Source organism: Burkholderia sp. RS01 (genome assembly GCF_039748055.1).
Taxonomy (GTDB): Bacteria; Actinomycetota; Actinomycetes; order Actinomycetales; family Micrococcaceae; genus Arthrobacter.
Genome location: NZ_JBDLAK010000007.1, coordinates 62,808 through 87,376 on the forward strand (window position 1 = coordinate 62,808; position 24,569 = coordinate 87,376).

Consider the following 24,569-nt stretch of genomic DNA (forward strand, 5'->3'; position numbering starts at 1 on the left):
ACCCCCTCCAGAGGAGTGGAAACGATGAGAGTTCTCATTGCCCCCGATTCATTCAAGGGGTCGGCTACGGCCCTCGAAGTTGCCGATGCAATAACGGAGGGATGGCGGGAGGAACGCCCGGGCGACCAGATATTCTTGGCGCCCATGGCCGATGGTGGAGAGGGGACCCTTGAGGCCTTTTCAACTGCCGTTCCAAATGCGCAATGGATGCCGGTCAACGTGCACGGGCCATCGGGCGCACGTTTGGACTCCGAGTGGCTCCTCCTTCCCGATGGAACGGGGGTGGTTGAACTAGCGAGGACAAGCGGACTGACACTGCTCCCGAGTCTCATGCCGTTTCATGCACAAAGCGTGGGTTTCGGCGAAGCCATCAACGCTGCGCTGAACCATGGCGTCAGCAAACTCATCTTGGCGCTCGGCGGCAGCTCCTCCACCGACGGCGGGGCTGGTCTACTTTCCGCACTCGGAGCACGTCTGCTGGACCGAGATGGGTTGGCTATCCCCGCCGGCAATTCGGGGCTGCGCGCTTTGGACTCGGTTGACTTAAGCGGGCTGCGTGCACTCCCGCCGGGCGGTGCCGTCATCCTCAGCGATGTCGATAATCCGCTACTGGGTTTGCGGGGCGCCGCGAACATTTTCGGGCCCCAGAAGGGGGCGCGGGAAGAGGATCTGCCCGCCCTTGAAGCTAACCTCGCGCGCTTCGCCGCCCTCCTACCGGCAAATCCGGCAGCTTCCGGGTCGGGTGCTGCAGGCGGCGTCGGATTTGCTTTACTCGCCTGGGGCGCCGTCATGTCCTCGGGCTCAGCCATGTTGGGTGAGACCCTTGGCCTCAATGAACTCGTGAGGTCGGCGGATGTCATTATCACAGGTGAAGGCCGGTTTGACAGCCAAAGCTCAGGGGGCAAAGTCCCCTGGTACTTGCAATCTCTCGCGAACGTCGAGCAGATCCCTGCGCTGCTCGTCGCCGGAAGTATCTCGGCGCCTATAGAACAGTTTGAGCAGGCCGTTTCCCTTACTGAACTGGCAGGGGGCGTTGACGCCGCAATGTCGGATCCCAGGCGTTGGTTGCGAACTGCGGGAACAAAGCTTGCAGCCTCGCTTTTTAGAACCGGAGCCTAGTCCCCGGGCGAAAACACGTATCCGAATGCGCTTTACGCACGACACATGACGGAATTCGCGGTGAGACTAGCGCTGTCTCCTCATTGTCGCCGCGGCAATATCTATGGATACAGGGAACCCACGTCGCCTCCGGAAGTGGGCAGACCGGAAAGCAGGAGTTTGTCCTTTACGACGGCGGTGATAGCGCACGTTGCGCCGATGGTTAGATTGGGGCTTGCACCCCAGGTGCAAGCCCCAATCTTTCTTTGGAAGCGATGGAATGACAGTGGTTAAACAGAACGCACTCAGCGGACGGCCCGGGATCAACCTTGCCCAACAGCTTGTGGAAGTACTCGTTGCCGATATTCGGTCCGGATCCCTGATGCCTGGGATGAAGATGCCATCCGAGAGTGCCCTTATGACGCGCTTTGGCGTCAGCAGAACCGTGGTGCGGGAAGCCGGTTCCCGGCTTCAGGCCGCAGGGCTGGTGGAGAGCCATCGGGGAAAAGGCTCGTTCGTGCTGATGGTTTCCCCTGATCACAGGGGCAGAACGAATTTTCCCACTGTGAACAAGCCCGAGGACGTGGATGAGCTAATTGGGTTCCGGCTAGGCGTCGAGGTTGAGGCAGCCGGGCTTGCAGCGGCCGGACGTTCGGATGCCGAAGCCAGCAGCATTGCCAGGGCAGCCGCTGCTATGCGGCGCATGCCCGCGCTGACGAGTCAGTTACTGGAAGCGGACTTCGACTTCCATTTGCGGATCGCCCGGGCAACCGGCAACAGATTTTACGGCGAACTACTCGAAGCCTTAGGACCCGCTATGATCGCGTACCCTGCCCACCGGCTGCCACCTCTGGACCGCGCAGGAACCATCGGCCCGGATGAGATCATCTGCCGGGAGCACGAAGCCATCGCCGAGGCGATCGCCGATGGCGACGTTGGCTGCGCCCGAGCGGCCATGCGGCTGCACCTGGCAAACTCCCGCAACCGGCTCTCCCGCAAGAAGTAGCCGCCGGTCCTGAGCTCGGGGATCGGGAAGTAGAGCTGCTGTCACAGGCTGCACGGCCCCTCTTGGGGTACTCCGACGACCGATTTAAGCGCCCCGTAATGAAGTTTTTTGTAAAGCTGGTGCCAGAGACAAGCTATAGCAGAACAAGGGAAGCGGGCCCAACCATCTAGCCGCTTTCCCTGCCGTCACTGCCCGACAGAGCGTGAGCGCGGTCACCACCCGGGCCTCAGCGATGGGGCCTGGGGATGTCGAGTGGAAGCTACTCCGACCAAGGAGATATTCTGGACACCGCGGTCGGGTACTACGGGAGTGCTGGCAAATAGGAATTCTCTTAGGAGCCTTTGGTATGGACGATCAGCGCAGGGAGTTGGTCCTGGAGCTGGATAACGTGACTTTCCGCAGGGAAGACAAGGAAATCATCGGCGGGGTATCAGTGTGCGGGGGAGCACTGGGCGCTACTGGGCGCGAACGGGGCTGGGAAGAGCACCCTAATGGGACTCTGCGGTGCCATCATGCACCCGAGTTCCGGGTTGGTGCGGGTCCTGGGTGAACGTTTGGGCCGGTTGGAACTGAAGGCCCTCCGCCGCTCCATAGGCCACGTCAATCCGCGGCACAGGATCCTCTCCCCGCTGGCCATCCGCCAGGTTGTCCTCACAGGCCTGACGGGCAGCGACGAGCTGTCGGGCAGATGGGAACCAAGCCCTGCCGAACTCCGCCGGGAGGCCGCCTTGCTCGAAGTGCTGCGCCTTGCCAGCAAGGCGGCCTCCCGCTGGCAGACCCTGTCCCAAGGAGAACGGGGCCGAACCCTCGTCGCCCGGGCACTCATCTCCTCCCCTAAACTACTGCTACTTGATGAACCCTGCACCGGTCTGGACGTTGCCGCCCGGGAACAGCTGCTGGAAACCATTGACGTCCTCGCCCACACCCACCCGCAGATGGCATCCGTCCTGGTCACTCACCACTTGGAAGAATTGCCGGTAACCACCAGCCACGCCCTGTTGCTCGCCGACGGACTGACCGTGGCCGCCGGCCCAGCAGCAGAAACCATCACCAGTGAGAACATCACGGCAGCATTCAGGCACCCCATCAAAGTTGAATACCGTCACCGTCGCTGGAGCGCCCGCGTCGACCGGACTCTCCGATCCGAGGCGTACCTGGAAGCGGAAACGGCAGCGATCCCCGCCTGACGGCACCGGTCGACCGACCACGCAGTCGCCATAATCGCTCGTCCGGACATCCCGCTCCGACGGCCGTCCCCGCACCGACAAAAGGCTTATTCAAAGCGTGATTTTCCTGCTTCGCGGATGGGCCACTTGTGCACAATGCTCTACCAATCTTTCCTATCGAAGGGCGGTTGGGTCGTAGTTACCGGCTTTGATCCACACACACCAAATGCGACGCGAGCTGGCATCGTGGTCTCCGCGCGCCAGCCTTTAGGAAGGTGCCAACATGTCGCGAGCCCCAGGTTTAGCCGTCTTCGAGCATGCGGGGCTGGTTGATCATCAGTAGCCCGGCGATGAGGGCCAGCAGACAGGCGCAGAGCAGTCCGAAGGACGCGATCCATGTACCGCTGATGTCGTGCAGGAGGCCGAACAGCAACGGACCGAGGCCGGCAAGGCTATAGCCCACGCCTTGGGCGAATCCGGAGAGGACCCCGGAGCCGGCTGTGGTTCGGGTGCGTTTGTTGATCATCAGGAGGGCAAAGGAATAGGTGCCCTGGCCAAGTCCGAACGCGATGACCCAAAAGGGTGAGCTGGTCCCGGGCGCAAGGAGGAGTCCCCCGTAACCGATAGCGAACAACAGGGTAAAAGACATGCCGATGGGGAACGGCCGTCGCATCCTTGCTACGAGCAAGGGCACGACCAGGCTGGTGGGCAGTCCAATGATGGCGTAGAGGGCGAGCATGGAGCCTGCTTCTGCCGGTGTGAAGCCGCGGTCAACAAGGACGGCAGGAAGCCAGGTGAAAATAGCGAACGTGTTGCTGGAACAGCCGGCGAAGATCAAGGCCAGCCCCCAACCGATAGGGGATCTCCAAGGACGGATTCGTGGTCCGGGGACGGGCTGGGAATTCCGGGTGGGGTGCGCCATTGCCCGTCGTTCTGCACGGTGACGTAGGAGCACGATAATCCAGGGCAGCGCGGCTGCAGCGCCGACGAGTGACCAGACGCCAACCGCCACCCGCCAGCCCGCTTCCTCCGAGATGGGCACCGCAAGCTGCGGGGCCACTGCCGTGCTGATCGCAAACAGCGTTACGTACAGGGCGGTGAGGAGCCCGACCCTGTCCGGGAAGTACTTTTTGATCAACGGCGGCAGCACGATGTTGCCCAGGCCCAGCCCGATCATGGTCAGCAGGGAAAGCAACAGGAAGACTGCAACGCTCGTTCCCAGGGCCCTGCCCAACTGTCCGGCAACGGCCAGCAGTATCGCTACCAGCATCAAAGGCTCAAGTCGGACGCGCCGTAAAAACTGCGGGGTCAGGAATCCCATCAGAGCGAACCCCGCCGTCGGGAGCATCCCGAGCACGCCAATCGAAACTGCATCGAACGGCAGGTCCGTGGCTATCAGGGAGATGATGGGCGAAACCCCTGCCACGGCCAGCCTTGCACTCAGGGCCATGAGAAGGATACCCAGGAATACCATCCGCCGGCCGGCAGTAAGCAAACGCTTTCCAACGTGCTGCTTCCCGCCCTTTGCCCTGCGCTGCCCGGTGCCCGTGGCTGCGATAACGTCACCTCAATCTTCGTCTGGGGAGTTTGCCGCTTCTACCTGGCGACATACACTCTGCGTGACCTCAGGCGGGGGAACCGGGTTTGCTTGATTCCCCTGCCGGGCTTCGACCTAGCCCGCTATCTGTTCCCTGCTGTGTTGGTGTTGCTGTGCCTCATGCGCGACTCACCTAAATATTTGGCCGCACCCACTATCGAGTGCGGACTGTCATATCTAGGAATCCATGGTGAGCCTTACTTCTGCGTTAGACCGGACGCATACACGAGTTGAGCTGTCGGCGAAGACGGTCCACACAAAGCCGAAGTGTAAGACAGCAACGGCAAAATTTGGGCTTAGCTGACTGCGCGTGCGGCACACTGTGGCCAACCCGGGTCGCCCCGCCTTATCTTCGCGACGGCAAATGTGTCATGGACGAGCTAAGGGCAGTCAAGGTGCTGCTGAGAAAGTGATGGCGTCAGTCGGAGCAGTGGCTTCCTGATCCGCTGTGGCTTCCGCTGTTGCTGTATCTGCCGCCGTTGCAGGGGCTCCAGCTTTTCCAAGGTAGTCGGTTCGGGCTTCGGTGAACCTCTTCCAGCGTGCCGCAATCACCGGTCGAAGTTCGGGCCTTGGGGCAATTTGCTCCAAGTTCTGCCGGAGGATTGGGTGAGCGCTGGTTCCCTCGGCGGCAAGGAGGGCCGCGCCTACGGCGGGAAGGTGTGATTCTGTGCTCACCTGCATGGGCGCGCTGAACATGTCTGCCGCGAGCTGCGTGAAGGCCTCACCGCCGCTTACGTCACCGGCCAGGAGGATCTTCTTGGCTGAATCGTGGGGAAAACTTTCCAGGACGAGCCTGTCGGCAAAAAGGACGCCCTCGACAGCCGCCCAGGCTGCGGCGGTTTCGTCCGTGTCAGCGTTCAGGCCAAGAAAGCCGGCCTGCGGAGTTTCCAGCCAGAAGGGGCCACGCTCGGCCCGGACATGCGGTATGAAAAAGGGGGAGCGGGCGATGGTGTCGGCCTCGGCACGCATGGCACGGTTGACCATCTTTGGCACCGCGTCAGGTCCCGTTCCATAGCCGAGCATTCTTGCGGCAACGGACAAGGCGAGCCCGCCGTTACACACACCGTGCCGCAGCCATTGTCTTGGTCTGATGTGAGCCCGCTGCAGGTGAAGCCCGTCCCTTGACGGGGCTGTGTCGTAGTCGGTGATGACGTGCGTGGTGCCGAGGGTGAAGAGGCGTGTCCTTCCCGTATCGATGCCGGCGGCGTACGCGGCGCAGGCGGTGTCGCCGGCTCCGACGACCACGGGCGCTCCCGGCTGGAGGCGAAGTGCCTCACCCGCGGCTGACGTCAGTCTGCCCAGGTTGGAAAGCGACGCCCGGACCGGCGGAAGGATGGTGGCCGGGATACCCAACTTCTCCGCCAATCCCTCCTGCCACGTCCAAGTGCCGACCACATCAAAGGCGCCGAAATACGAAGCTTGTGTGGGGTCCATGGCATAGTTTCCGGTCAGCCGGTGGCCGATATAGGTTCCGACGGAGCCGAGGACGCGGATGTCTCGCGCGGCACTGGGCTCCTGCTCCTGCATCAGCACGTAGGCAGCCATCATGAACGTTGCCGGGGTAACCCTGTTTCCCAGCATCACGGCTTCGGCCGGGGACAGCCGGGTCCGGATCGACTGAACGATTTCCGAAAGCCCCGGTGTCTCGAAGCGGTAGCCGGCGCTAACGTGGCGGCCCGTTTCGTCCATTGGCACAGCAACGGGGGAGTGAACTGACAGCCCTATTCCCGCCAGTTCAAGGTTTTCTGCACCTAGCGCACGGCAGGCCTCCTGCACGCTGCCCCACCAGGACACTGGATCCACGCGGCCTGACTCAAGCGGCAAACCCACGACGTGCGGAGCACGGACCCGCGTCAAGACGGTACCGGACTCGGTCAGTACGACCGCCTTGGTGGCGGTCGTACCGACGTCGATGCCGACAAAGTGTTTGGCCATGGTCCCGTTAGGACAGGTGCTTGGCGGCCACGGAGGCTGAGACGCCCTCGTGCACGATTGCGCGCAGAGCGGTGATCATTTTTGCCGGATCCTCCGCGCCCCAGACGTTACGGCCAAAGGTCAGTCCGGCTGCTCCTGCCTGCATGACTTTCTCAGCCATCTCAAGAACTTCCAGGTCCGTATCGGCTTTGGCACCGCCGGCGACCATGACCAGCGCGGGCGTTCCTGCCACGACCTGCGCGAAGCTTTCTGTCGAACCCGTGTACCAGGTCTTCACGACGTCTACGCCGAGTTCAGCGGCGGCGCGGGCAGCGTAGAGGACCGATTCAACGCTTCCCTTACGGTCGCCCCAGAGTTCCCCACTGGGGTAGGCGTGGCAGACAGTGGGCATGCCTACTTCGGCTGCCCGTTCCACCGTTGCGGCCAGCATCTCGAGCATTTGCGGCTGGACCGAAGATCCGGCGCTGATGCCGACGGCGACGGCGTCGGCACCGAGGCGAACGGCGTCATCGACGGTGCCGATGGTGGCATCGAGGGTCAGGTGGAAGTCCACCGAGAAAGAGGATGCCTTGAGGATCCAGGGCAGCGGTTCGGGGTCGTTTCCAAGGAGGGTGGAGCCGATGCCCCTCGTGACCGTGATGGCGTTCGGGTTGCCGGCCTTGACTGAACGGTAAGTGTCCTGAATGCGGGCCAGTTGCGGGGCGACGCCGCGGGGGACTGCCTGATCCAGTGCTACGACAAGAGCTTTTCCTGTGGTTCCGAAGAGGCGGCGCAGGCGGATGGTGCGTCCCAGCGCACTGGTGACACCAATGGGGTTGAAGGGGGTGTTTTCGATGGACATGCCGTGGTTCTCCTTTGGACTGAACGTTATTGGCGGTTGGTGAATCTGTAGAGCGGGCTGGTTGCGGGCAGGTCTGCCAGCGGAGGGAGTGCAGTCAGCCCAGGCGTGCGGATACACCGACCCGAAGGTCGCGGCCTGCCTTCGCTGCTTCAAGGGCACCTACGGTGTCGTCGATGCTCAAGGTGGTGGTCACGAGGTCGTCCACCTGCAGGGTGCCGTCGGCGACGAGCGATGCCACGTACTCGAAGTCCGAGAGGTGGCAGGAGGAGCTCCCGACCAGCGAGTACTCGTTGTAGTGGACTTCGTTCGCCGATACCTTGAGCGTGTCCTTGCCAGTGGGGAAGCCGGCGAAGAGGTTGACCTTCGCCCCGGGTGCCAGGGCGTCAAGGTAGGGCTCGAAAGCGTCTGAGCGTCCCACCGCTACCACCATGGCATCCACGCCAGCGCCGTCGGTGAAATCACGGATTGCTGCAACAACGCCATCCCCTGGGGCGAGGGTCAGCTGCGCGCCAGAGGCGGAAGCGACACGAAGTCGGTCCTCTGAGGGGTCGACGGCGATGATCTGGTCTACGCCGAGGGCCTTGGCGAGCCGGATGTGCATGAGGCCCAAGGGTCCACAGCCGGTGACCAGCAAGGCTTTGGCGTTGGGTGCGTCGATCAGTTTGAGCCCGTTGTAGGCGCAGGACAGCGGTTCGATGACGGCGGCACTGTTCGGCTGGACGCCGTTTACCTTGACCATGTTGCCCATCTGCACGGCGGTCGCAGGTACGCGGACATACTCCCCGAAACCGCCTGGAAGCTGGTATCCGAAAGCCACGCGGTTCCTGCAGATGTTGGCTTTGCCACGCTGGCAGGCAACGCAGTTGCCGCAGGGCACCAGGGGGTACACGGCGACCAGATCACCGATAGCCAAGCCCTCGGGCAGCTCGCCGTTGCTTTCGGTGATGGTGCCGGAGAACTCGTGGCCCATCACCGTGGGGTAGCTGACGTTCTTCTTCTTGGTTCCTTCGTAGATCCGGATGTCGGTGCCGCAAACAAGGGCTGATTCAACCCGCAGCAGACAGTCCCCGGGCTCAAGGGCGGGTATTGGAACATCAACGATGTCCAGCTGCAGCGGTGCGGAAAGGATGGCTTGCTTCACGAGATTGCCTTTCAGTTTTTATGGTGGGGCGCAACAACGGGCCCTTCGCCGTGTATGTCTAGGAGTCGGTAGTGCGGTCCGGCGCCTGGCCGCTGACGGTCAGCTGGCCCTGGCGTTGTCCTCGTCCGAGGCTTCCGCTTCCAGCTCCACGACGGAAAGATCAAAGTTTTCTGCTTCTTCGAACGGTTTGAGTGCTTCGCTGCCGGCCGCGTCATCGGTGATGATGGTGCAGCCACTCGGCAGGGGAGCCCAGTAGGTTGACCAGTCGGCGTTGAGCTTCGATGAGTCAGCCAGAACCACGGTCCGGCGGGCGTGGAGTGCCATCAGCGTCTTGAGGCTGTTCTGCTCGAGCGTCCGCGAGGAGATTCCCCGGTGGGCATCGAGGCAGTCCGTGCCCAGGAAAGCTATGTCGGCGTGGACGCTGCGGACGACTGATTCTGCGATGGGTCCGATCGTTGACTGGTTGGTGGGCCGGAGCGAACCACCGAGAGCTATCGCGTGAACATCTGTGTCGGCTTCAGCGAAAACGTTCAGTGCGTTCAGCCCGTTGGTCAGGACCGTCAGCCCGGGGATTCGCGCCAGATAGCGGCTCAGCTGCCCTGTTGTGGTTCCGGCATCGAGCAGAACTGTTGAACCGGGCTGCACAAGTTCGGCCGCTGAACGCGCAATGGCGTCCTTCGCTGAAGCGTTGCTGACTTCCCGTTCCCGAAGACTCTGCTCAGCGCGGAGATTGCCGATAACTGCCCCGCCGTAGGTCCGGGTGATGAGCCCGTCCTGGCCAAGGTAATCCAAGTCGCGGCGGACTGTAGCGACTGAGACTCCGAAGTGGCGGCTCAGGTCCTCCACATGGATGCTTCCACCGTTGCCTCTCAGCTGCTCCAGGATCAGATCCCTCCGCTGCCTCGCGTTGCCAGCCTTCTCGGTCATCGTAAACCTCCTTGTTGAGTCCCTCTCAATGATTACATCGCGCATCGTTATGCGTCAACCGCTCATGGCGAATAAGTTGCGCGGTTCAATCAAGTTCACGACGAAATGCCACATCTGCTAGCCCTTGACGGAAGAGACTACGACCGATGTAATCAAAGCGTGCACTTGGAGCTACTGAATCGAGCACCTTTATGCCGCTACTGCGCCGAATGCGAGGGTGATCAGAACGAGCACTAGCGAACAGGTGAAGGGGAACTCATGTGAGTTGAGCCGCAAAAAGTCTTGTATTTCGAATACGGTATACCGCATACTCAAACAATGGATTCGATGATGATGCCAATCCCGGAGCGCAAGCTCAGCTCCCATATGTACCGAGAGCTGGAAAACGCGATCGTGGAGTGCGTACTGCCCCCGGGTACTGCGCTCAGCGACCGCGAGCTTGCGCAGCAGTTCGGAGTGTCACGGACTCCCGTTCGCGACACTCTGCACCTCCTCGAATCATCAGGACTCGTGGAACGGGGCCAGCGGACCGGCTGGGCAGTAACCCAGATCCGGCTCCAGGACGTCCGGGAACTTTACGAACTACGGGCACTGCTTGAGCCGGCAGGGCTGGGGCGGATTGTCGATTGGGAGGACGACGCACTGTCCAAGGTCGCCTCTATGTTTGACGGTTTCTCTGTCCCGATGGGCCAGGGCGAGGTGGAGCAATACCTCACTCGTGACGATGAGTTCCACCAGCTGATCATCAAGGCAAGCGGCAACTCGCAACTAACCAGGGCTTACTACGTGGTGGACCGTCAACTCGCCCGTTGCAAGCGCTTTGTCTCGTACCAGGACGACTCGCGGCGGGAAGACAGCCTGCACGAGCACCGACTGGTCTGCGAGGCACTGGGCAGGCGCGACGAGAAGGCTGCGAGAGCCGCGCTTCTCGACCACATCCGCACCGCCGAAGACGCACTAACCGGCGCCATCAAAGCATCAGTACCCCTGTCCAATTAGGCCAGGAAGCCAGCAAGAATTCAAAGGAGAATCAGATGCCCAAGCGCATCCTGGCCGCCGCAGCTGCGGCCGTAGCCCTCACTGTTACCGCCGCCCTCACCGGCTGTGGCGGGGGACCCGGCGCAGACGCGCCCGCCACTACCATTAGGCTCGGCGTCGGCGACCCCGCCGCATCGTCCGTCGGCGTGAGCGCCAAGCATTTCGCCGACAAGGTGGCCGAACTCAGCGACGGCAAAATCAAGGTCGAAACGTTCCCGGACGGCACGCTCTTCGGCGGCGACCAGAACGCCGCCGTCAACCTGCTCGGGAACGGCACCCTGGACTCGACCATCATCTCAACCTCGGTCTACGCGTCCTTCGAACCGAAGATGAACGCCATCAGCCTGCCCTATCTATTCAAAGACATGGACGAGTTCAGCAAGTACCTTGAAGGCGAACCGGGCCAGGAGCTCCTGGGCTCACTGGACAAGCTGGGCATCAAGGGCGTGTCAATGCTGACCCGTACCCCTCGGCAGACCACCAACTCCGTACGCCCCATCGCTCAGCCAGAGGACTTCAAAGACCTCAAGATCCGCGTTCCGCAGAACGACCTGTGGGTTAAGTTCTTCGGCTCGCTGGGTGCCAACCCCACTCCGATGGACTTTAAGGAGGTCTACACCGCCCTGCAGCTAGGCACGATCGACGGCCAGGAGAACCCGCTGGAAGTCCCAGTCAACAACAAGTTCTTTGAAGTCCAGGACTACCTTTCCCTGACCGGCCACATCTCCGACGGCTACGTCCTGGGTTTCAGCAAGAAAAAGTGGGACTCCTTCGACGACGACACCCGCAAGGTCCTGCAGGACGCTGCTGCCGAAACAGCCGGCTTCAAAACCAGGACCGACAACGACGAAGCCGAAAAGACGCTCGAGAAGCTGAAAGCTGAAGGCGTGAAGGTCAATGAGTTGACTCCGGAGGCGCAGGCAGCCTTCCAGCAGGAAGCGCAGAAGGTCTACCCGGAGCTTGAAGGCAAGGTCGGCAAGGAATTCGTCGCGACCAGCCTCAAATTCCTCGGACGGTAAAGGTGAGCAGTCCAGTGCAAGATAAAGGAATCGCCCCGCCTCAAGGGGCCGGACAGAACAAAGTGGTTCCAGCCGCGGAAATTTCGGAGCCCCGGGAAGTTATCTGGAAGATCGTGGATGCCTTCCTGTTCATCGGGATCAGCGCCATGCTCGTCAGCGTCGCCATCCAGGTGGTCACCCGCCAGATGGGAACCTCTCTTCCGTGGACCGAGGAACTGACCCGCTTCCTGTTCATGGACACCACCTTTCTGGGCATGGCCGCAGGCTTTCGGGCGGCCGCCCACCCCCGCGTTGGCTTCGCGCTGGAGTGGGGGCCGGCCTGGCTCAAGAAATTCAGCGTCCATCTCTACGCCCTGTGCGGCACCGTGTTCTTCAGCGTCCTGATCTATAAGACCTGGGAACTGATGCTGCAGCAGTACGCCAGCGGAGAGTCCAGCCCGGCCCTGGGACTGAAGATGTTCCTGGTGACACTGCCCCTCGTGCTCAGCGCAGCACTGGCGATCCTCGCCCACATCCAGACGGTTTACTTCTCCCCCTACATGCGTAGGAAGATTCTCGAAGGAGAGATCATCGCATGACTCTTACTCTGCTGGGCATCTTTGTTCTGCTCCTGCTGCTGGGTGTTCCGCTGGCAGTTTCCCTGGGCATCGGCGTCATCGCCACCCTGGTGATTTTTGACATCCCGCTGGAGCTGTTGCCGCAGTCCATGATGAGCTCGATGAACAGCTTCCTGCTGGTGGCTGTCCCGCTGTTTGTCCTGGCCGGCAACGTCATGGCCGGGGGCGGGATCTCGGACCGCATCTTCCGTGGGGCCGAGGTCGTCTTTGGACGCTTCCGTGGAGGCCTTGGCCAGGTGAACATTGCTGCAAGCGCTATTTTCGGCGGCATCTCCGGTTCCTCGGTGGCCGACGTTGTGAGCCTGGGCAAGATCGAGATCAAGGCCATGACGGATCACAAGTACCCACGGCCCTATGCGGCGGCCATGACCATGGTGACGTCCACGCTGTCCTCCCTGATGCCGCCGAGCATCCTCATCATCATCGCCGCCTCCACAGCCAGCGTTTCAGTTGGAGCGGCGCTGGCTGGCGGCTTGGGGCCGTCAGTGGTGCTGATCGTCGTCCTGATGGTCCTGAACTTCGTCCTCTCGGCCCGGAATGGTTACGGTGAGATCTCGAAGACCACGTTCAAGAAGGGCATCGCGATCGTCCTGGCCGGCATTCCGGCCCTGGGCGGCCCCGTGGTCATCCTGGTCGGCTTGTTCAGCGGGTTCTTCACACCCACGGAAGCTGCCGCTGTCGCCGTTCTCTACAGCCTCCTGGTAGGCATCTACGTCTACCGGGACATGAAGTGGCGCCAGATGCCGAAGATGATCATCGATGCCGGCCTTACCACGGGAACCATTCTGCTGATCGCCATGATCGCCAGCGTCGCCTCATACATCTTCACTATCGACGGACTGCCCGCCAAGGTCAGCAGTTGGCTCCTGGGCGTCAGCACCGACCCCATTATCGTGATGCTGCTGATCGGCGTAATCCTGATCATTATCGGAACCGTGATGGATATTGTGGCCGCCATCCTGCTCTGCTCGCCGGTGCTCATGCCTGCGGCTACAGCTGCCGGTATTGATCCCATCCACTTTGTGGTCTACCTCGTCGCTGCCCTGTCTGTCGGTCTGGTAACGCCACCGGTCGGTGTTTCGCTGTTCGCCACTTCTTATGTCAGCGGGTTGCCCATTGAAAAGATCGTGAAGGCGGCAACCCCGCACTACGCGGTCATGGTGCTCGCCGTCGTCATTCTTGCCATCTTCCCGCAACTCATCCTTTGGCCGGCCGAGTTTTTGACCAATTAGTAAATCCAGCCGCCGCTCAATCCCTCCCCAATCAAGAATCAGGAAACCCTCATGTCTTCCCCCATCAGGAAAACCGTCAGCAGCTACATCGCCGGTGCGTGGACGGCCTCCCCGGACGCGGCGCTCTATGAAACGACCGATCCCGGCCGGGCCGGGGTGACGGTGGCCAGCTACCAGTTGGCCACTCCGGCCGATGTCCAAAAGGCTATCGACTCCGCCCGCGAGGCTGCCCCCGTCTGGGCCGCGACCACCGCCAGCGAACGCATGGACCTCATTTACGCGCTGCTGGAGAAATGGCCGTCCCGGCAGCGGGACATGGCAGAGATCGCCACCCGGGAAATGGGCAAAGCGATCACCGAATCCATGGGCGAAACGGCCCGCGCCATTTTCGAAATGCGGTTCTGGGCCGGGGAGGCCCTGCGCGGCGGTGATAAGACGTTCACCAGCGTCCGCAACAACACCGACGCTTATTCCATCCGCCAGCCCATCGGCCCGGTGGCTGCCATTACCCCCTGGAACTTTCCGATCCTGACCCCGATCCGCAAGGTAGTTCCGGCGCTGGTGTGCGGCTGCCCGGTCATCCTCAAGCCAGCCCTCCAGAGCCCTGGCGCCTCAGCGATCATCGCCGAACTCCTCGACGAGATCGGCGTTCCCGCCGGCGTGTTCAACCTCCTGATCGGAACGGGCCGCGAGGTCGGTGACGCCCTGGTCAACAGCCCGGACATCGCCGGAATCACCTTTACCGGCTCCACCGATGTCGGGCTCGGCATCGCCACCGCCGCGGCTCGCCGCAACGCGAGAACGCAGCTGGAAATGGGAGGCAAGAACGCTGCCGTCGTGTCCTCAATTTCCGACGTCGACCGTGCCGCCGCGGAAATCGCTGCCGCAGCCTTCGCGGCAGCCGGGCAGCGGTGCACCGCTGTTAGCCGCGTAATCGTCACCAGGGATCTGCAGGCCCCGCTCGAAGAAGCACTTGCCAGGCAGGCGGCGACCTTCACGGTCGGTTACGGCATGGACGAGAAAACCAAGATGGGCCCCTTGGTGAACAGGAGCCAGTTCGAGCAGGTCCACCGCTACGTGGAGCAGGCCACGCAGGACGGCGCAAGGGTGCTCGTCGGCGGTCAGCCGCTCCAGGAAGAAAACTTGGGCGACGGCAATTACTACCCCGCAACGGTGGTTACCGACGTCAAGCCCGGCACGGCGCTGGCCACCGAAGAGGTGTTCGGGCCGGTCTTGGCGGTCATCCCGGTGGAGGACTTCGACGAAGCCATCGCCGTCACGAATGAAACCCAGTACGGGCTCACCGCTGCCGTGTTTACGGAGGACATGGACCTGGCCCACCGCTTCGTCACCGAGGCGCGCAGCGGCATGGTCCACGTCAACCACGGCACCACCAGCGAAGGCCACCTGCCGTTCGGCGGAGTCGCCCAGTCCGGCCAGGGCGCCTTCGGCATCGGGGACACCTCCCGTGATTTCTTCACCACGCGCAAGGTGGTCTACCAGGTGTACGGCCAGTAACCGCCAACCCAGACCGCTCTCAGAAACTTTCAAAGAAGAAGGAAACCGTGAATTACCATCAGCATTTTTCATTCGAGCTGCCCACTCGGATCGAATTCGGCATCGGACTCATTGACACCCTGGCCGAACAGGTCACCCGCCTCGGCGGCAAGCATGTCCTGCTCGTCTCGGATCGGGGCCTCGTAGCGGCAGGCGTCGTCGGCCGCGTAGCCGACATCCTCACCGCCGCCAACTTCGACGTCGTCACCTTCACCGACGTCGAGCCGGAGCCGGAAGCGGAGGGTGTGACCGCAGGCGCCCAGCTCTGCAACGACGAGGGCCGCGACATCGTTGTTGCTGTCGGCGGCGGCAGCGCCCTGGACACCGGCAAGTCCATCGCGCTGATGGCCAAGAACACCGGCCACATTCGGGACTACGCAGGGCTCGAGATCCCCAGCAGCCAGGGGCTGCCGGTGATCGCTATCCCCACCACCGCCGGCACCGGCAGCGAGTGTGCCGTGTGGTCGGTGATTTCGGAGAAGGCCCGGAACATCAAGTACGGCGTGGGCGGGCGGAACATGACAGCCACTGTGGCCTTCTGCGACCCCTCCCTGTCCGTCAGCCTTCCGGCCCGGCTCACCGTCGGAACCGGACTGGATGCCCTGACGCACGCCCTTGAGTCCTACGTCAACAAGGCAACACAGCCCATCTCAGAGGCGCTCTCGGAGAAGGCCATGGAACTCATCGCCCGCTCCCTGCGGACAGCGGTCTTCAACGGCGCCGACATCCAGGCGCGTTCGGACATGCTCCTGGCCTCCACCATGGCCGCCTGCGCCTTCGCGCCCACACGCCTCGGCTTGGCGCACGCCATGGCCATGCCTCTGGGAGCCAAGGCAAAAATTCCCCACGGCGACGTCATCTCCATCCTCCTTCCCGAGGTCATGCGCTTCAACGTCAACGCCAACCTGGACAAGTTCGCCCGCATCGCCACGATCTTCGGCGTCGACACCCGTTCGATGTCCTTGCGGGAAGCCGCCCACGCAGGAGTGGATGCAGTGGCCCAACTCATCACTGACATTGGAGCGCCAAGGAGCCTGGCAGCCTACGGAGTCCAGGAATCAGACCTGGAGCAGCTGGCAGCGGAAAGCATGGAATCGGGGAACATTGTGGTCAACCCCCGCCCAGCCACAGCAGCCGATCTCGTGGACATTATGAGGAAGTGCTTGTAATGAAAGTGAACATTCCCTTCCGGCGTCTCGAGGAATACTCCGCCAATATCCTCTCGGCAGCAGGGCTGCCCGAGGATGACGCCCGGCTCGTGGCCGAGTCGCTCGTGGACGCAAACCTCCGCGGCGTCGATTCCCATGGTGTCAGCAGGATCCCCATCTACGTCAAACGGCTGCAGCTGGGCTTGGTCAACACCCGGCCCAACGTCAGGGTGGTCAAGGAAACCGGCGGCGCCCTCGTCATCGACGGCGACAACGGCATGGGCCAGGTGGTGATGCAGCGGAGCCTCGAACTCGCCCAGGAACGCCTTCCTTCGACGAGCACTGTTTCCGTGGCAGTGCGGAACTCCAACCACTACGGCTCCGGCGCGTACTTCGCGAAGAAGGCTGCGGCCGCAAACGCCGCGATCTTCCTCTACGGAAACGCGCCGGCCACGATGTCCGCCTGGGGCGGCCGGGAACGCTTCCTCGGCACCAACCCCTACACCTTCGGCGTCCCCGCCGGCAGCAGGGAACCGATGATCCTGGACATGGCCACCAGCGTGGTGGCCCGCGGAAAGATCATCCAGGCGGACCAGCTCGGCGGACAGATCCCCGAAGGTTGGGCCGTGGACATCAACGGCGACCCCACCACCGATCCGGAGGCAGCCCTCGCCGGCAGCGTCCTGCCGTTCGGCGGCCCCAAGGGCTACGGCATTGCACTGATGGTGGAAGTCATGGCCGCAATGTTCTCCGGGGCCAGCTCCGGGCCGGAGATCGGCGACCTCTACGACGATCTGGACCGGCCGCAGGGCGTAGGTGCTTTCTTCACCCTCCACAATGTCAGCGCCTTCCAGCCCTTGGACCAGTTCGGCCGACGGATGGAAAACCTGTTCGAAGCAATCAAGGCAAGCGGGCCTGCGAACCGCGAAGTGCTCATCCCCGGCGAAATCGAAGCACGCGCCGCCCTCCGCAACCAGGAACAAGGCATCGCCCTGCCGCAGGCCGTCATCGCTGAACTCGAAAAGCTCTCACAGGACGCCCGCCCCCTTGCCGGCGACAACCCTGCAATGGAAAACGCAGCCACAAGGAAGTGACAAACATGAATATCATCCGTCTTTATCCGCCTGCGAACCAGGTTCGGGGCGAGGTGCTGGCACGGTACAGCCAGGTTCAGACCTCCGCAGTGTCCGACAGCCAGGAGCGGGTATCCGGTGCAGTAGGAATCTCCCCGGTCGGAAACTGCCTGGCATCACTCGGCGGTCGCTCGATGGCTGGAACGGCGGTGACGGTCCGAACCCGCGCTGGTGACAATCTTGCCGTCCACCAGGCCCTCGAACTCGTCCGCCCCGGCGACGTCCTCGTCATCGACGCCCAAGGTGAGGTCACCAATGCCATCCTCGGTGAACTGATGACCTACTACGCCGCCTACCGCGGCGTAGCAGGCATCGTCGTCGACGGCGCCATCCGGGATCGTAACGACCTCTCGGCCGGGCCGATTCCCGTTTTTTCCAAGGGAGTATCACACATGGGCCCCTACAAGAGTGGTCCGGGCGCCATCCATGGTGACGTCACTATCGGCGGGTCGGTAGTCCACGACGGTGACCTGGTGGTCGGGGACAGTGACGGCGTCGTGTTCGTCTCCGCTGACAGGATCGAAACCGTCCTTGCCTCGGCCGAGGCCATCATGGCCAGTGAGATCAACCAGCGTGAGGCGATAGCGCGCGGGGAGTGGGACCGCAGTTGGGTCGAAGGCGCAGTTTCACTCGTCCACGTTGAGCAGGATGCGTACAGTGCCTAAGGGCCACGTCTACCTCACCCGGCCCATGTCCGAGAAAGTCATGCGCCAGGCCGAAGCCCTGCCTGCACCGCTGGCGATGCATCCGGACCGGGACTTTCCGCCCAGCCGGAATGAACTTTTGGAGGGCTGCCGGGGAGCCACGGCAATCATCACCATGCTCACGGAAAAAATCGATGACGAAGTACTCGAGGCGGCAGGCCCCGGCCTGAAAGTGGTGGCGAACGTCGCCGTCGGTTACGACAACATCGACGTGGAAGCGGCGGCACGCCGCGGAATAACCGTCACCAACACGCCCGGCGTCCTCGACGAGGCAACCGCCGACCTGGCGTTTGCCCTCATGCTCGCAACAGTGCGGCGGGTGGGGGAAGCTGACCGTTTCATCCGCACCGGCCAGCCCTGGATCTGGGGGCCGCAGAGCTTTGTTGGTTTAGACGTGAGCGCAGGGGCAACACTCGGGATCGTCGGGCTGGGCCGGACGGGCATGGCAGTCGCCCGCCGCGCCAAGGCGTTCCGAATGAACATCATCGCGACCGGCAGCAGGGCCTCAACGCCCGAGGCTGCCGAGCTCGGCGTCCAGCCCTGCGACCTCGACACCCTCCTGCGCACCAGCGACGTCGTCAGCCTGCACTGCCCCCTGACTGGCACCAACCGGCACATGATCGGAGCGCAGCAGCTCGCAGCCATGAAGGCCGGCAGCTACCTGATCAACACCGCCCGCGGCCCCCTCGTTGACGAGGACGCCCTGGCTGATGCGGTGGAATCCGGTCACCTTGCCGGTGCAGGCCTGGACGTGCACGAATTCGAACCCAAGGTCAACAACCGGCTCCGCTCCCTGGAAAACGTAGTGGTGCTGCCCCACATCGGCAGCGCCGCGGCCGCCACCCGCGACAGCATGGGGGAGCTGGCGATACGGAACGTAGCCGCGGTGCTGTCCGGGCAGGCGGCCTTGACGCCGGTCCTGCCCGCCGGGCTGAAACAGGAGTTGCTGCCCACCCGCGGATAGAACTCCACAACGAACGGCAGCGGACTGCCCTTGAACATCGGGGCACCGCCTCGGAAGTCGCCGACGTACCTGTCTTCCATGCCGCTGACGCTGCCCGTCCGGTGACCTGAGCCGCTAAGGGCCCTGGCCGTCCATCCCCACGACGTTCCCAAGAGGACTGCACATGCGTGTACTGATCGCCACGGATAAATTCAAACATTCGCTGACCGCCGACGAGGTCGCCAGACATCTGGCCAGCGGCCTCGTCACCGACAGACCAGACCTGACGGTGGATTGCCTTTCGATCGCCGACGGGGGAGAAGGCACAGTCGCGGCGGCAATATCCGCCGGATACACCGCCCACGTCGCCACCGTGAGCGGACCGACCGGACTGCCCGTAACCGCTACCATGGCTGTCCGCGACCACATTGCTGTCATTGAGACCGCCTTAGCATCAGGCCTGGGATCCCTGCCCGGAGGGACCCCCAACGCCCTAGGTGCGACAAGCATGGGGACCGGCGAGCTCATTCGTGAGGCACTCAACCACGGCTGCACGCTCATATACATCGGCGCGGGTGGCAGCGCCTGCACCGACGGCGGAGCCGGTCTCCTTGTGGGGTTGGGAGCGAAATTCCTGGACTCCCGCGGGCAGCCCTTGCCTCCGGGGGGAGGCGCGCTGGAACATTTGGCAGCTGCCGACCTGAGCGGGCTGCATCCAGGACTGCGAAACGCGCGTTTCGTCCTGGCAAGCGACGTGGACAACCCGCTATTAGGGGAACGGGGAGCACCTGCCGTTTTTGGGCCGCAGAAGGGCGCCGATCCCAGTGCTGTTGAGCTCCTCAACCGGGCACTGACCCGGCTGGTTGAAGTTCTTGAGGGGGAGATCGGCCCGCGGGCCAAGACCGCTGTGACAAAGGCTGGTGCCGGCGCCGCGGGTGGTATCGGATATGCGGCCATTGCTGTTCTCGCCGCCCGCGTCGAGCCTGGTGTCACAGTTGTTGGACGGCTGGTTGACCTGGATAAAAAAATTGAGGGCGCCACACTCGTGATTACCGGAGAAGGCAGCCTGGACGAGCAGAGCCTAGGCAGTAAAGCACCGCTCGGCGTCAGCCGGGCAGCCGCCAGGGCGGGTGTACCGGTCATCGCCGTATGTGGACAGACCACCCTCTCTGACCGGACTCTCAAGGCGGCCGGCTTCAATCGAACGTTCGCGCTAGCCGATATCGAACCCGATCCCGCCAAATGTATGTCCAATGCGGGACCGCTCCTGCAAACCGTCGGCACGACTGTTAGCGGCCATGCAAAACTGCCGATAGGCGGTCAGGCCAGTGCCCGGTGGCGGCCACGAGGTCTGCCCGATCACAGCCATCAAAGATGCCCACAAACGGCCAGCCGAAACACACTCGGTGAGGGCCGGATCCCCCGAAATCACCCGGCGCCGCCACCATCGCTCGAGCGAATACTCAAGGTGGGGAGAGCGCGAAAGCCTAGGGTGTGCCTCCCAAGTGGCATGGCTGGATCGCACACATGGAGCGCGCGAAATGCCCGTTTGCGACAGCGAGATGCTTCCTGGCTCGGACCGCAGATGCTGGTCGGAGACGACCGATGGTTGGAATCCCCGGGAATAGGCCGCAAGCACAAGCAAAACAATGAATTGCGATACGAAAGGCAGCTCCATGGGAGACCATGCAGATTGGAAGGATCTGGCCGATAGGCAGGTCCAGATTCAGAAAAAAGGCCGAACTATCCGGACTGGGTATGTCAAGGACGTAACCGTTACTGCGGACGCTCTCTGGCTGGAAGCCTATGGCACCGAACCTCGAACCCTGTATGAAAAAGCGCAGGGCTATACCGCGCTACCCATCCGACCCAGCGAAGTGAGCACGTCATGAACATGCAGGATCTGGAACCCATCGAAATCAAAGTCCACGACAGGGCCTCCATGGAACGCTGCATCACTGCGGCGGTCGACCGGATGATCGAGAGCGCAAGGCAGCAACGGACGCACGGCATCCTGGTAACCCGGCTCGGAGACGGACACTTCGTCGTCAGCCTCAGTAATACAGTCCCCTTTGGCTACACGGATCAACTCGATTCCCGACGCCAAACTGCTTGACTGACTGCGGACACTGTTCCCGCCCTTCCATCCGGTCCGGCCCAAAGATGCCCGGAAGACACGCCCTAGCTAGGGCCCGTCCCGCTCGCTAAACGCCGCTCCACGGGCGTGTACACATCTCGATCGATACGCCACGGCCTGTCGGACGCTTGACGACCTGCCGGAAACCAGGCACGGTGCTTCTCCGATCGGGCCGCAGATCATGGCGCCTGGCTCAAAAGCGTCCTGCCCACAGGCGGCCAACACGACCGTCCATTGGTGACCGCCGGCGGGTAATCAAGGTGGCCACCAGCGGGCAGGCCTCTGGCCGCCTGTGGGAAATTCCTAATGGCCGCTGACACACGACCATCGCGTCAGAAATACTGCCCCTGAATGTGCCAGGGAAGTACCGAGATGAACGCGTCAAACAGTTTCTAGGCCAGGACTGAGGTCATGAAGACTTCGGATTACCGGATAGACATTTCCTTGGCTTTCCTGCTCGCAGCTGCACCCATCAAAAACGCCAAAGTCTCAACAGACAGACGACGGAAGCCCCTGACCGAAATTACGAGCCCTGCGGTGCGGCCTCTACGAGCACACCAAGGAGATTGACCCCCCGAACTGCTGAGCGAGGACCCAGCGCCACTGACGCCGAGGTATCGCAAACATTCCCCAAAACCTGGCCCTTGGCGAGGAATGCCGAAATTCACCTGGCGCCGCACTTCCTGGTCGTACACCTTCTCCGACCCACTCCGCGGGCAAAAGCTTTCATTAGGCGAAAGTGGTTCTCCATACGGCTACCGGGACGGCAAGGCTGGTGTTGGCGCACGGACGGGCCGACACCGGGACGCGGTGAGCCGGCAAGCCGACGAAAGGAACGCAGATGCCCGTTGAACAACTCCGCCTTGAGGAGATCCGGATGCGTGATCCGTTCATCCTGGAGCCGGTTCCAGGTGAGTTCGTCCTTTTCGGGACCACCGACGAGAACGTCTGGGGCGGGCCCGCGACTGGCTTCGACTGCTACACCAGCAATGATCTCGAGCACTGGAACGGCCCCATCGCCGCGTTTCGACCCCCGCAAGGCTTCTGGCCGGACACCCAGTACTGGGCTCCGGAAGTCCACTCCGTTAACGGACGGTTCTTCATGCTCGCCACATTCGCCACCTCCACCGGCGCACGCCCCCGCGGAGTCGCAATCCTGGTCGCGGACCACCCCACGGGCCCTTACAAGCCGTGGAGCGACGGACCCGTGACCCCCGTGTCGCAGCCGAGCCTCGACGGAACCCTCTTCATTGATGAAGACTCTGCCCCCTGGCTGGTCTACAGCCGCGGTGCCGAGGGGACGCCCGACAGGCCAGGGATCTCTGACGGCGAGATGTACGCGCTCCGCCTGTCACCGGACCTCAAAGCTGGCGCCGGTGAGCCAATCCTGTTGTTCGCAGCTTCATCAGCAGACTGGAGCAGGCCACTGCAGTTCCCGAAGAGGCTCGAACCACCCGAGGACCTGAACCTTGCTGAGGACCCCATGTTCACTGATGGTCCATTCCTCATCCGATCGCCCGAGGAGTTACTGCTGATGCTGTGGTCGAGCCACGGCGAGGAAGGATACGCGATGGGCATCGCCGAATCAGAAAGTGGAACCATAACGGGCCCCTGGATTCAGCACGACCGGCCCTTGTGGTCCAGCAAGGGCGGTCACGGCATGATCCTCCGCACCTCCAAGGGACACGACCACCTGGTCTTCCACTGGCCCAACAACACCCCGGATGAACGCGTCAAGCTCACCGAGGTGGAAATCAAGGGGGCCCGGGTCCGGATTCTGGGATGAATGGCCCGTCAGTTCTTGCCTCAAACTCTCTTTCCATATTTGTAAGTGCCGATAACAGCGATTCCGTCAACCTGCCTCGTCCGGGTAAGCCGTGCTTGCTGATCACGGGCCCGGAACTGGTTTCGCTCAACGCCATGAGCGACTAACGAGTCAACAATGACGTGCCCAGCGGATTTGGTCAGCGCCGAAGCCCCGCCAAGACCAAACCTCACCGTTTCGGCTGGCAGGTCCGCCGAAGCGGGTGAGCTGGCCGCTGGAAGGATTTCTTGCGCGGTCTGGGGTGAAGCTGACTTCGTTGTCACTGTTTTTCTCGTCTCCTGGTTTTGCGGTTTGTCCGGGCTGGGTATGTATTTAGGGTCGGGGGACTCGGGCTTGGTTTAGGGTGATTGCGTGCCGGCGCTTTTGCTGTGCAAGCATGTTCACCCGTTCGACACTGAAGCCCGAAGCGGCGGCCAGCCAAGGGGCGTCGAGTGCGGTGGTTTCAAGCGCGGTGAGACTCAGCTGTTCCTGCTGACCTAACAACTCTTTCTGTGCCGTGTGGAGCCGTGCTACTTGCTGGGTGAGGGCGCTTAGAGTTTCAAGGCGGGATGCTGCGGAGCAATAGCCGGGGCCAAGGTCTTCACATGCCAGTCCGATTGATCTGGCTTCGGCGGCCGTCATCGCTGCTGCTGCCGCGACTGTCTGGACAGCCACACCATCCCAGATGGCCTGGGCGATTTCCTGGTCCCTCTGGTTGCGTAGTGCGCTGAGCCTGGTGGAGATGCTTCCTATGGCTTTGCAGTAGGCCAGGATGCCGAGTTCCAGTTTCTGTCTGCGTTGCTCCGCCTGCTGGTCTGGGCTGCGCTTGCCCCTGTAGGTGTAGCTCATTCCGGAATGTCCTGGGAGTACCGGTGTGTGCTGTTCATATGTTGTCGTCGCCGCCTGCGATCAGGGCGGTGGGGGGGGCTGTTGGCTAAGAACCGCCGAGTAGAGTTCGTCCGGCAGATCGTGGGCGTCAGCCCATACTTCGTATTCTTCTGCGGCTTCGAAGAGTTCCCGGGTCCCGTTGTGGTCGGTCGCAAGCCAGATGATGCTGTTGTCCGGCATCACGGCGTCCACGGTCCCGGTCCGGATGAGTTGTCCGCGCTTGTGGATCTCGATTTTGGCGCCGGTGAGGCGGCTCCAGTCATCACATCGGTAGGTCTTCATGGCGGTTCTTTCCTCGTTGAGAGACACGCAAGGCTTCGGACGGACAGTTTGTGGGTGCGGATTTCTAGTCCGTTTCGGGTCCTTCGCAGTAGTAGCAGCCATCTTCACAGGCCTCCTCGCCAGGGGGAGATGGTTGCTGGGACGCTGTCGTCTCTTCGTGTGTTGGTGTCGTTGACCAGCCACGGTCAAGGTCAAATACCCGCCGTGGCATTCGGAAACCGTTAGGCGGATCGGGGAGCCTGACAGCTTTCACTGGTGCCTCCCGCTATGCAGGAGCGCATCATCTGGTTCGCTCGAGTCAAGTCCGCCTGTGGTTAACGTCCAGGCGACAGTCCTGCCCTTGTCGGCTGGCATGA

The 24,569-nt window shown here is 62.4% G+C and carries 22 protein-coding genes; 15 read left to right on the plus strand and 7 right to left on the minus strand.

Annotation, left to right across the window (positions count from 1 at the left end; genetic code table 11):
- Positions 1-24: 24 nt before the first annotated feature.
- The 3 genes from ABFP37_RS08500 to ABFP37_RS08510 all read left to right on the plus strand — a co-directional run bounded on the left by ABFP37_RS08500 (position 25) and on the right by ABFP37_RS08510 (position 3,291).
- Positions 25-1,119 carry a glycerate kinase gene (locus tag ABFP37_RS08500; RefSeq protein ID WP_055802824.1) on the plus strand — a complete coding sequence of 365 codons (1,095 nt, stop codon included), beginning with the start codon at positions 25-27 and terminating at the stop codon, positions 1,117-1,119.
- Between the two features lie 259 nt (positions 1,120-1,378).
- On the plus strand, positions 1,379-2,104 hold the full coding sequence (locus tag ABFP37_RS08505) for a FadR/GntR family transcriptional regulator (RefSeq protein WP_347033345.1): 726 nt from the start codon (positions 1,379-1,381) through the stop codon (positions 2,102-2,104).
- 491 nt (positions 2,105-2,595) lie between these two features.
- Positions 2,596-3,291, plus strand: coding sequence for an ATP-binding cassette domain-containing protein (locus tag ABFP37_RS08510; RefSeq protein ID WP_235505973.1), 696 nt, complete (start codon positions 2,596-2,598; stop codon positions 3,289-3,291).
- Between the two features lie 280 nt (positions 3,292-3,571).
- On the opposite strand, the gene ABFP37_RS08515 is transcribed toward ABFP37_RS08510, so the two are convergent.
- From ABFP37_RS08515 to ABFP37_RS08535, 5 genes are all read right to left on the minus strand, one after another.
- Positions 3,572-4,720: an MFS transporter gene (locus ABFP37_RS08515; RefSeq protein WP_082506856.1), complete on the minus strand. Its 1,149-nt coding sequence runs from the start codon at positions 4,718-4,720 to the stop codon at positions 3,572-3,574.
- A gap of 537 nt (positions 4,721-5,257) precedes the next feature.
- Positions 5,258-6,802: an FGGY-family carbohydrate kinase gene (locus ABFP37_RS08520; RefSeq protein WP_347033253.1), complete on the minus strand. Its 1,545-nt coding sequence runs from the start codon at positions 6,800-6,802 to the stop codon at positions 5,258-5,260.
- Between the two features lie 7 nt (positions 6,803-6,809).
- A complete protein-coding gene (locus tag ABFP37_RS08525) occupies positions 6,810-7,643 on the minus strand; it encodes a fructose-bisphosphate aldolase (RefSeq protein WP_347033254.1) in 834 nt (277 codons plus the stop codon).
- Positions 7,644-7,737: 94 nt separating this feature from the next.
- Positions 7,738-8,784, minus strand: coding sequence for an alcohol dehydrogenase catalytic domain-containing protein (locus tag ABFP37_RS08530; RefSeq protein ID WP_347033255.1), 1,047 nt, complete (start codon positions 8,782-8,784; stop codon positions 7,738-7,740).
- Between the two features lie 99 nt (positions 8,785-8,883).
- Positions 8,884-9,711, minus strand: a complete 828-nt coding sequence (locus tag ABFP37_RS08535) for a DeoR/GlpR family DNA-binding transcription regulator (RefSeq protein WP_055802808.1) — start codon at positions 9,709-9,711, stop codon at positions 8,884-8,886.
- A 327-nt stretch (positions 9,712-10,038) separates the two neighbouring features.
- Between ABFP37_RS08535 and ABFP37_RS08540 the strand changes: the two genes are divergently transcribed.
- The 12 genes from ABFP37_RS08540 (at position 10,039) to ABFP37_RS08595 (ending at position 23,025) form a co-directional block, all read left to right on the plus strand.
- Positions 10,039-10,710, plus strand: a complete 672-nt coding sequence (locus ABFP37_RS08540; protein ID WP_347033256.1) for a GntR family transcriptional regulator — start codon at positions 10,039-10,041, stop codon at positions 10,708-10,710.
- A 35-nt stretch (positions 10,711-10,745) separates the two neighbouring features.
- Positions 10,746-11,768: a DctP family TRAP transporter solute-binding subunit gene (locus ABFP37_RS08545; RefSeq protein WP_347033257.1), complete on the plus strand. Its 1,023-nt coding sequence runs from the start codon at positions 10,746-10,748 to the stop codon at positions 11,766-11,768.
- Positions 11,769-11,782: 14 nt separating this feature from the next.
- The gene (locus tag ABFP37_RS08550) at positions 11,783-12,346 is read left to right on the plus strand and encodes a TRAP transporter small permease (protein WP_156372414.1); all 564 of its coding nucleotides are present in this window, start codon (positions 11,783-11,785) and stop codon (positions 12,344-12,346) included.
- On the plus strand, positions 12,343-13,617 hold the full coding sequence (locus ABFP37_RS08555; protein ID WP_347033258.1) for a TRAP transporter large permease: 1,275 nt from the start codon (positions 12,343-12,345) through the stop codon (positions 13,615-13,617). The genes ABFP37_RS08550 and ABFP37_RS08555 overlap by 4 nt, the downstream gene beginning before the upstream one ends.
- Positions 13,618-13,668: 51 nt before the next feature.
- The gene (locus ABFP37_RS08560; RefSeq protein WP_347033259.1) at positions 13,669-15,135 is read left to right on the plus strand and encodes an aldehyde dehydrogenase family protein; all 1,467 of its coding nucleotides are present in this window, start codon (positions 13,669-13,671) and stop codon (positions 15,133-15,135) included.
- A 47-nt stretch (positions 15,136-15,182) separates the two neighbouring features.
- Positions 15,183-16,343: an iron-containing alcohol dehydrogenase gene (locus ABFP37_RS08565; protein ID WP_055802795.1), complete on the plus strand. Its 1,161-nt coding sequence runs from the start codon at positions 15,183-15,185 to the stop codon at positions 16,341-16,343.
- Positions 16,343-17,416, plus strand: coding sequence for an Ldh family oxidoreductase (locus ABFP37_RS08570; protein WP_055802793.1), 1,074 nt, complete (start codon positions 16,343-16,345; stop codon positions 17,414-17,416). Before ABFP37_RS08565 ends, ABFP37_RS08570 begins: the two co-directional genes overlap by 1 nt.
- A gap of 5 nt (positions 17,417-17,421) precedes the next feature.
- Complete coding sequence (locus ABFP37_RS08575; protein WP_347033260.1) at positions 17,422-18,120, plus strand: RraA family protein; 699 nt, start codon at positions 17,422-17,424, stop codon at positions 18,118-18,120.
- The gene (locus tag ABFP37_RS08580) at positions 18,104-19,123 is read left to right on the plus strand and encodes a D-glycerate dehydrogenase (RefSeq protein WP_347033261.1); all 1,020 of its coding nucleotides are present in this window, start codon (positions 18,104-18,106) and stop codon (positions 19,121-19,123) included. Before ABFP37_RS08575 ends, ABFP37_RS08580 begins: the two co-directional genes overlap by 17 nt.
- Before the next feature lie 163 nt (positions 19,124-19,286).
- Positions 19,287-20,816 carry a glycerate kinase gene (locus ABFP37_RS08585; protein WP_347033262.1) on the plus strand — a complete coding sequence of 510 codons (1,530 nt, stop codon included), beginning with the start codon at positions 19,287-19,289 and terminating at the stop codon, positions 20,814-20,816.
- Between the two features lie 174 nt (positions 20,817-20,990).
- Positions 20,991-21,218: a hypothetical protein gene (locus ABFP37_RS08590; protein ID WP_235505974.1), complete on the plus strand. Its 228-nt coding sequence runs from the start codon at positions 20,991-20,993 to the stop codon at positions 21,216-21,218.
- Positions 21,219-22,080: 862 nt separating this feature from the next.
- Complete coding sequence (locus ABFP37_RS08595) at positions 22,081-23,025, plus strand: glycoside hydrolase family 43 protein (protein WP_347033263.1); 945 nt, start codon at positions 22,081-22,083, stop codon at positions 23,023-23,025.
- A gap of 351 nt (positions 23,026-23,376) precedes the next feature.
- On the opposite strand, the gene ABFP37_RS08600 is transcribed toward ABFP37_RS08595, so the two are convergent.
- On the minus strand, positions 23,377-23,892 hold the full coding sequence (locus tag ABFP37_RS08600) for a hypothetical protein (protein WP_347033264.1): 516 nt from the start codon (positions 23,890-23,892) through the stop codon (positions 23,377-23,379).
- Positions 23,893-23,952: 60 nt separating this feature from the next.
- A complete protein-coding gene (locus tag ABFP37_RS08605) occupies positions 23,953-24,213 on the minus strand; it encodes a hypothetical protein (protein WP_347033265.1) in 261 nt (86 codons plus the stop codon).
- Between the last annotated feature and the right edge of the window lie 356 nt (positions 24,214-24,569).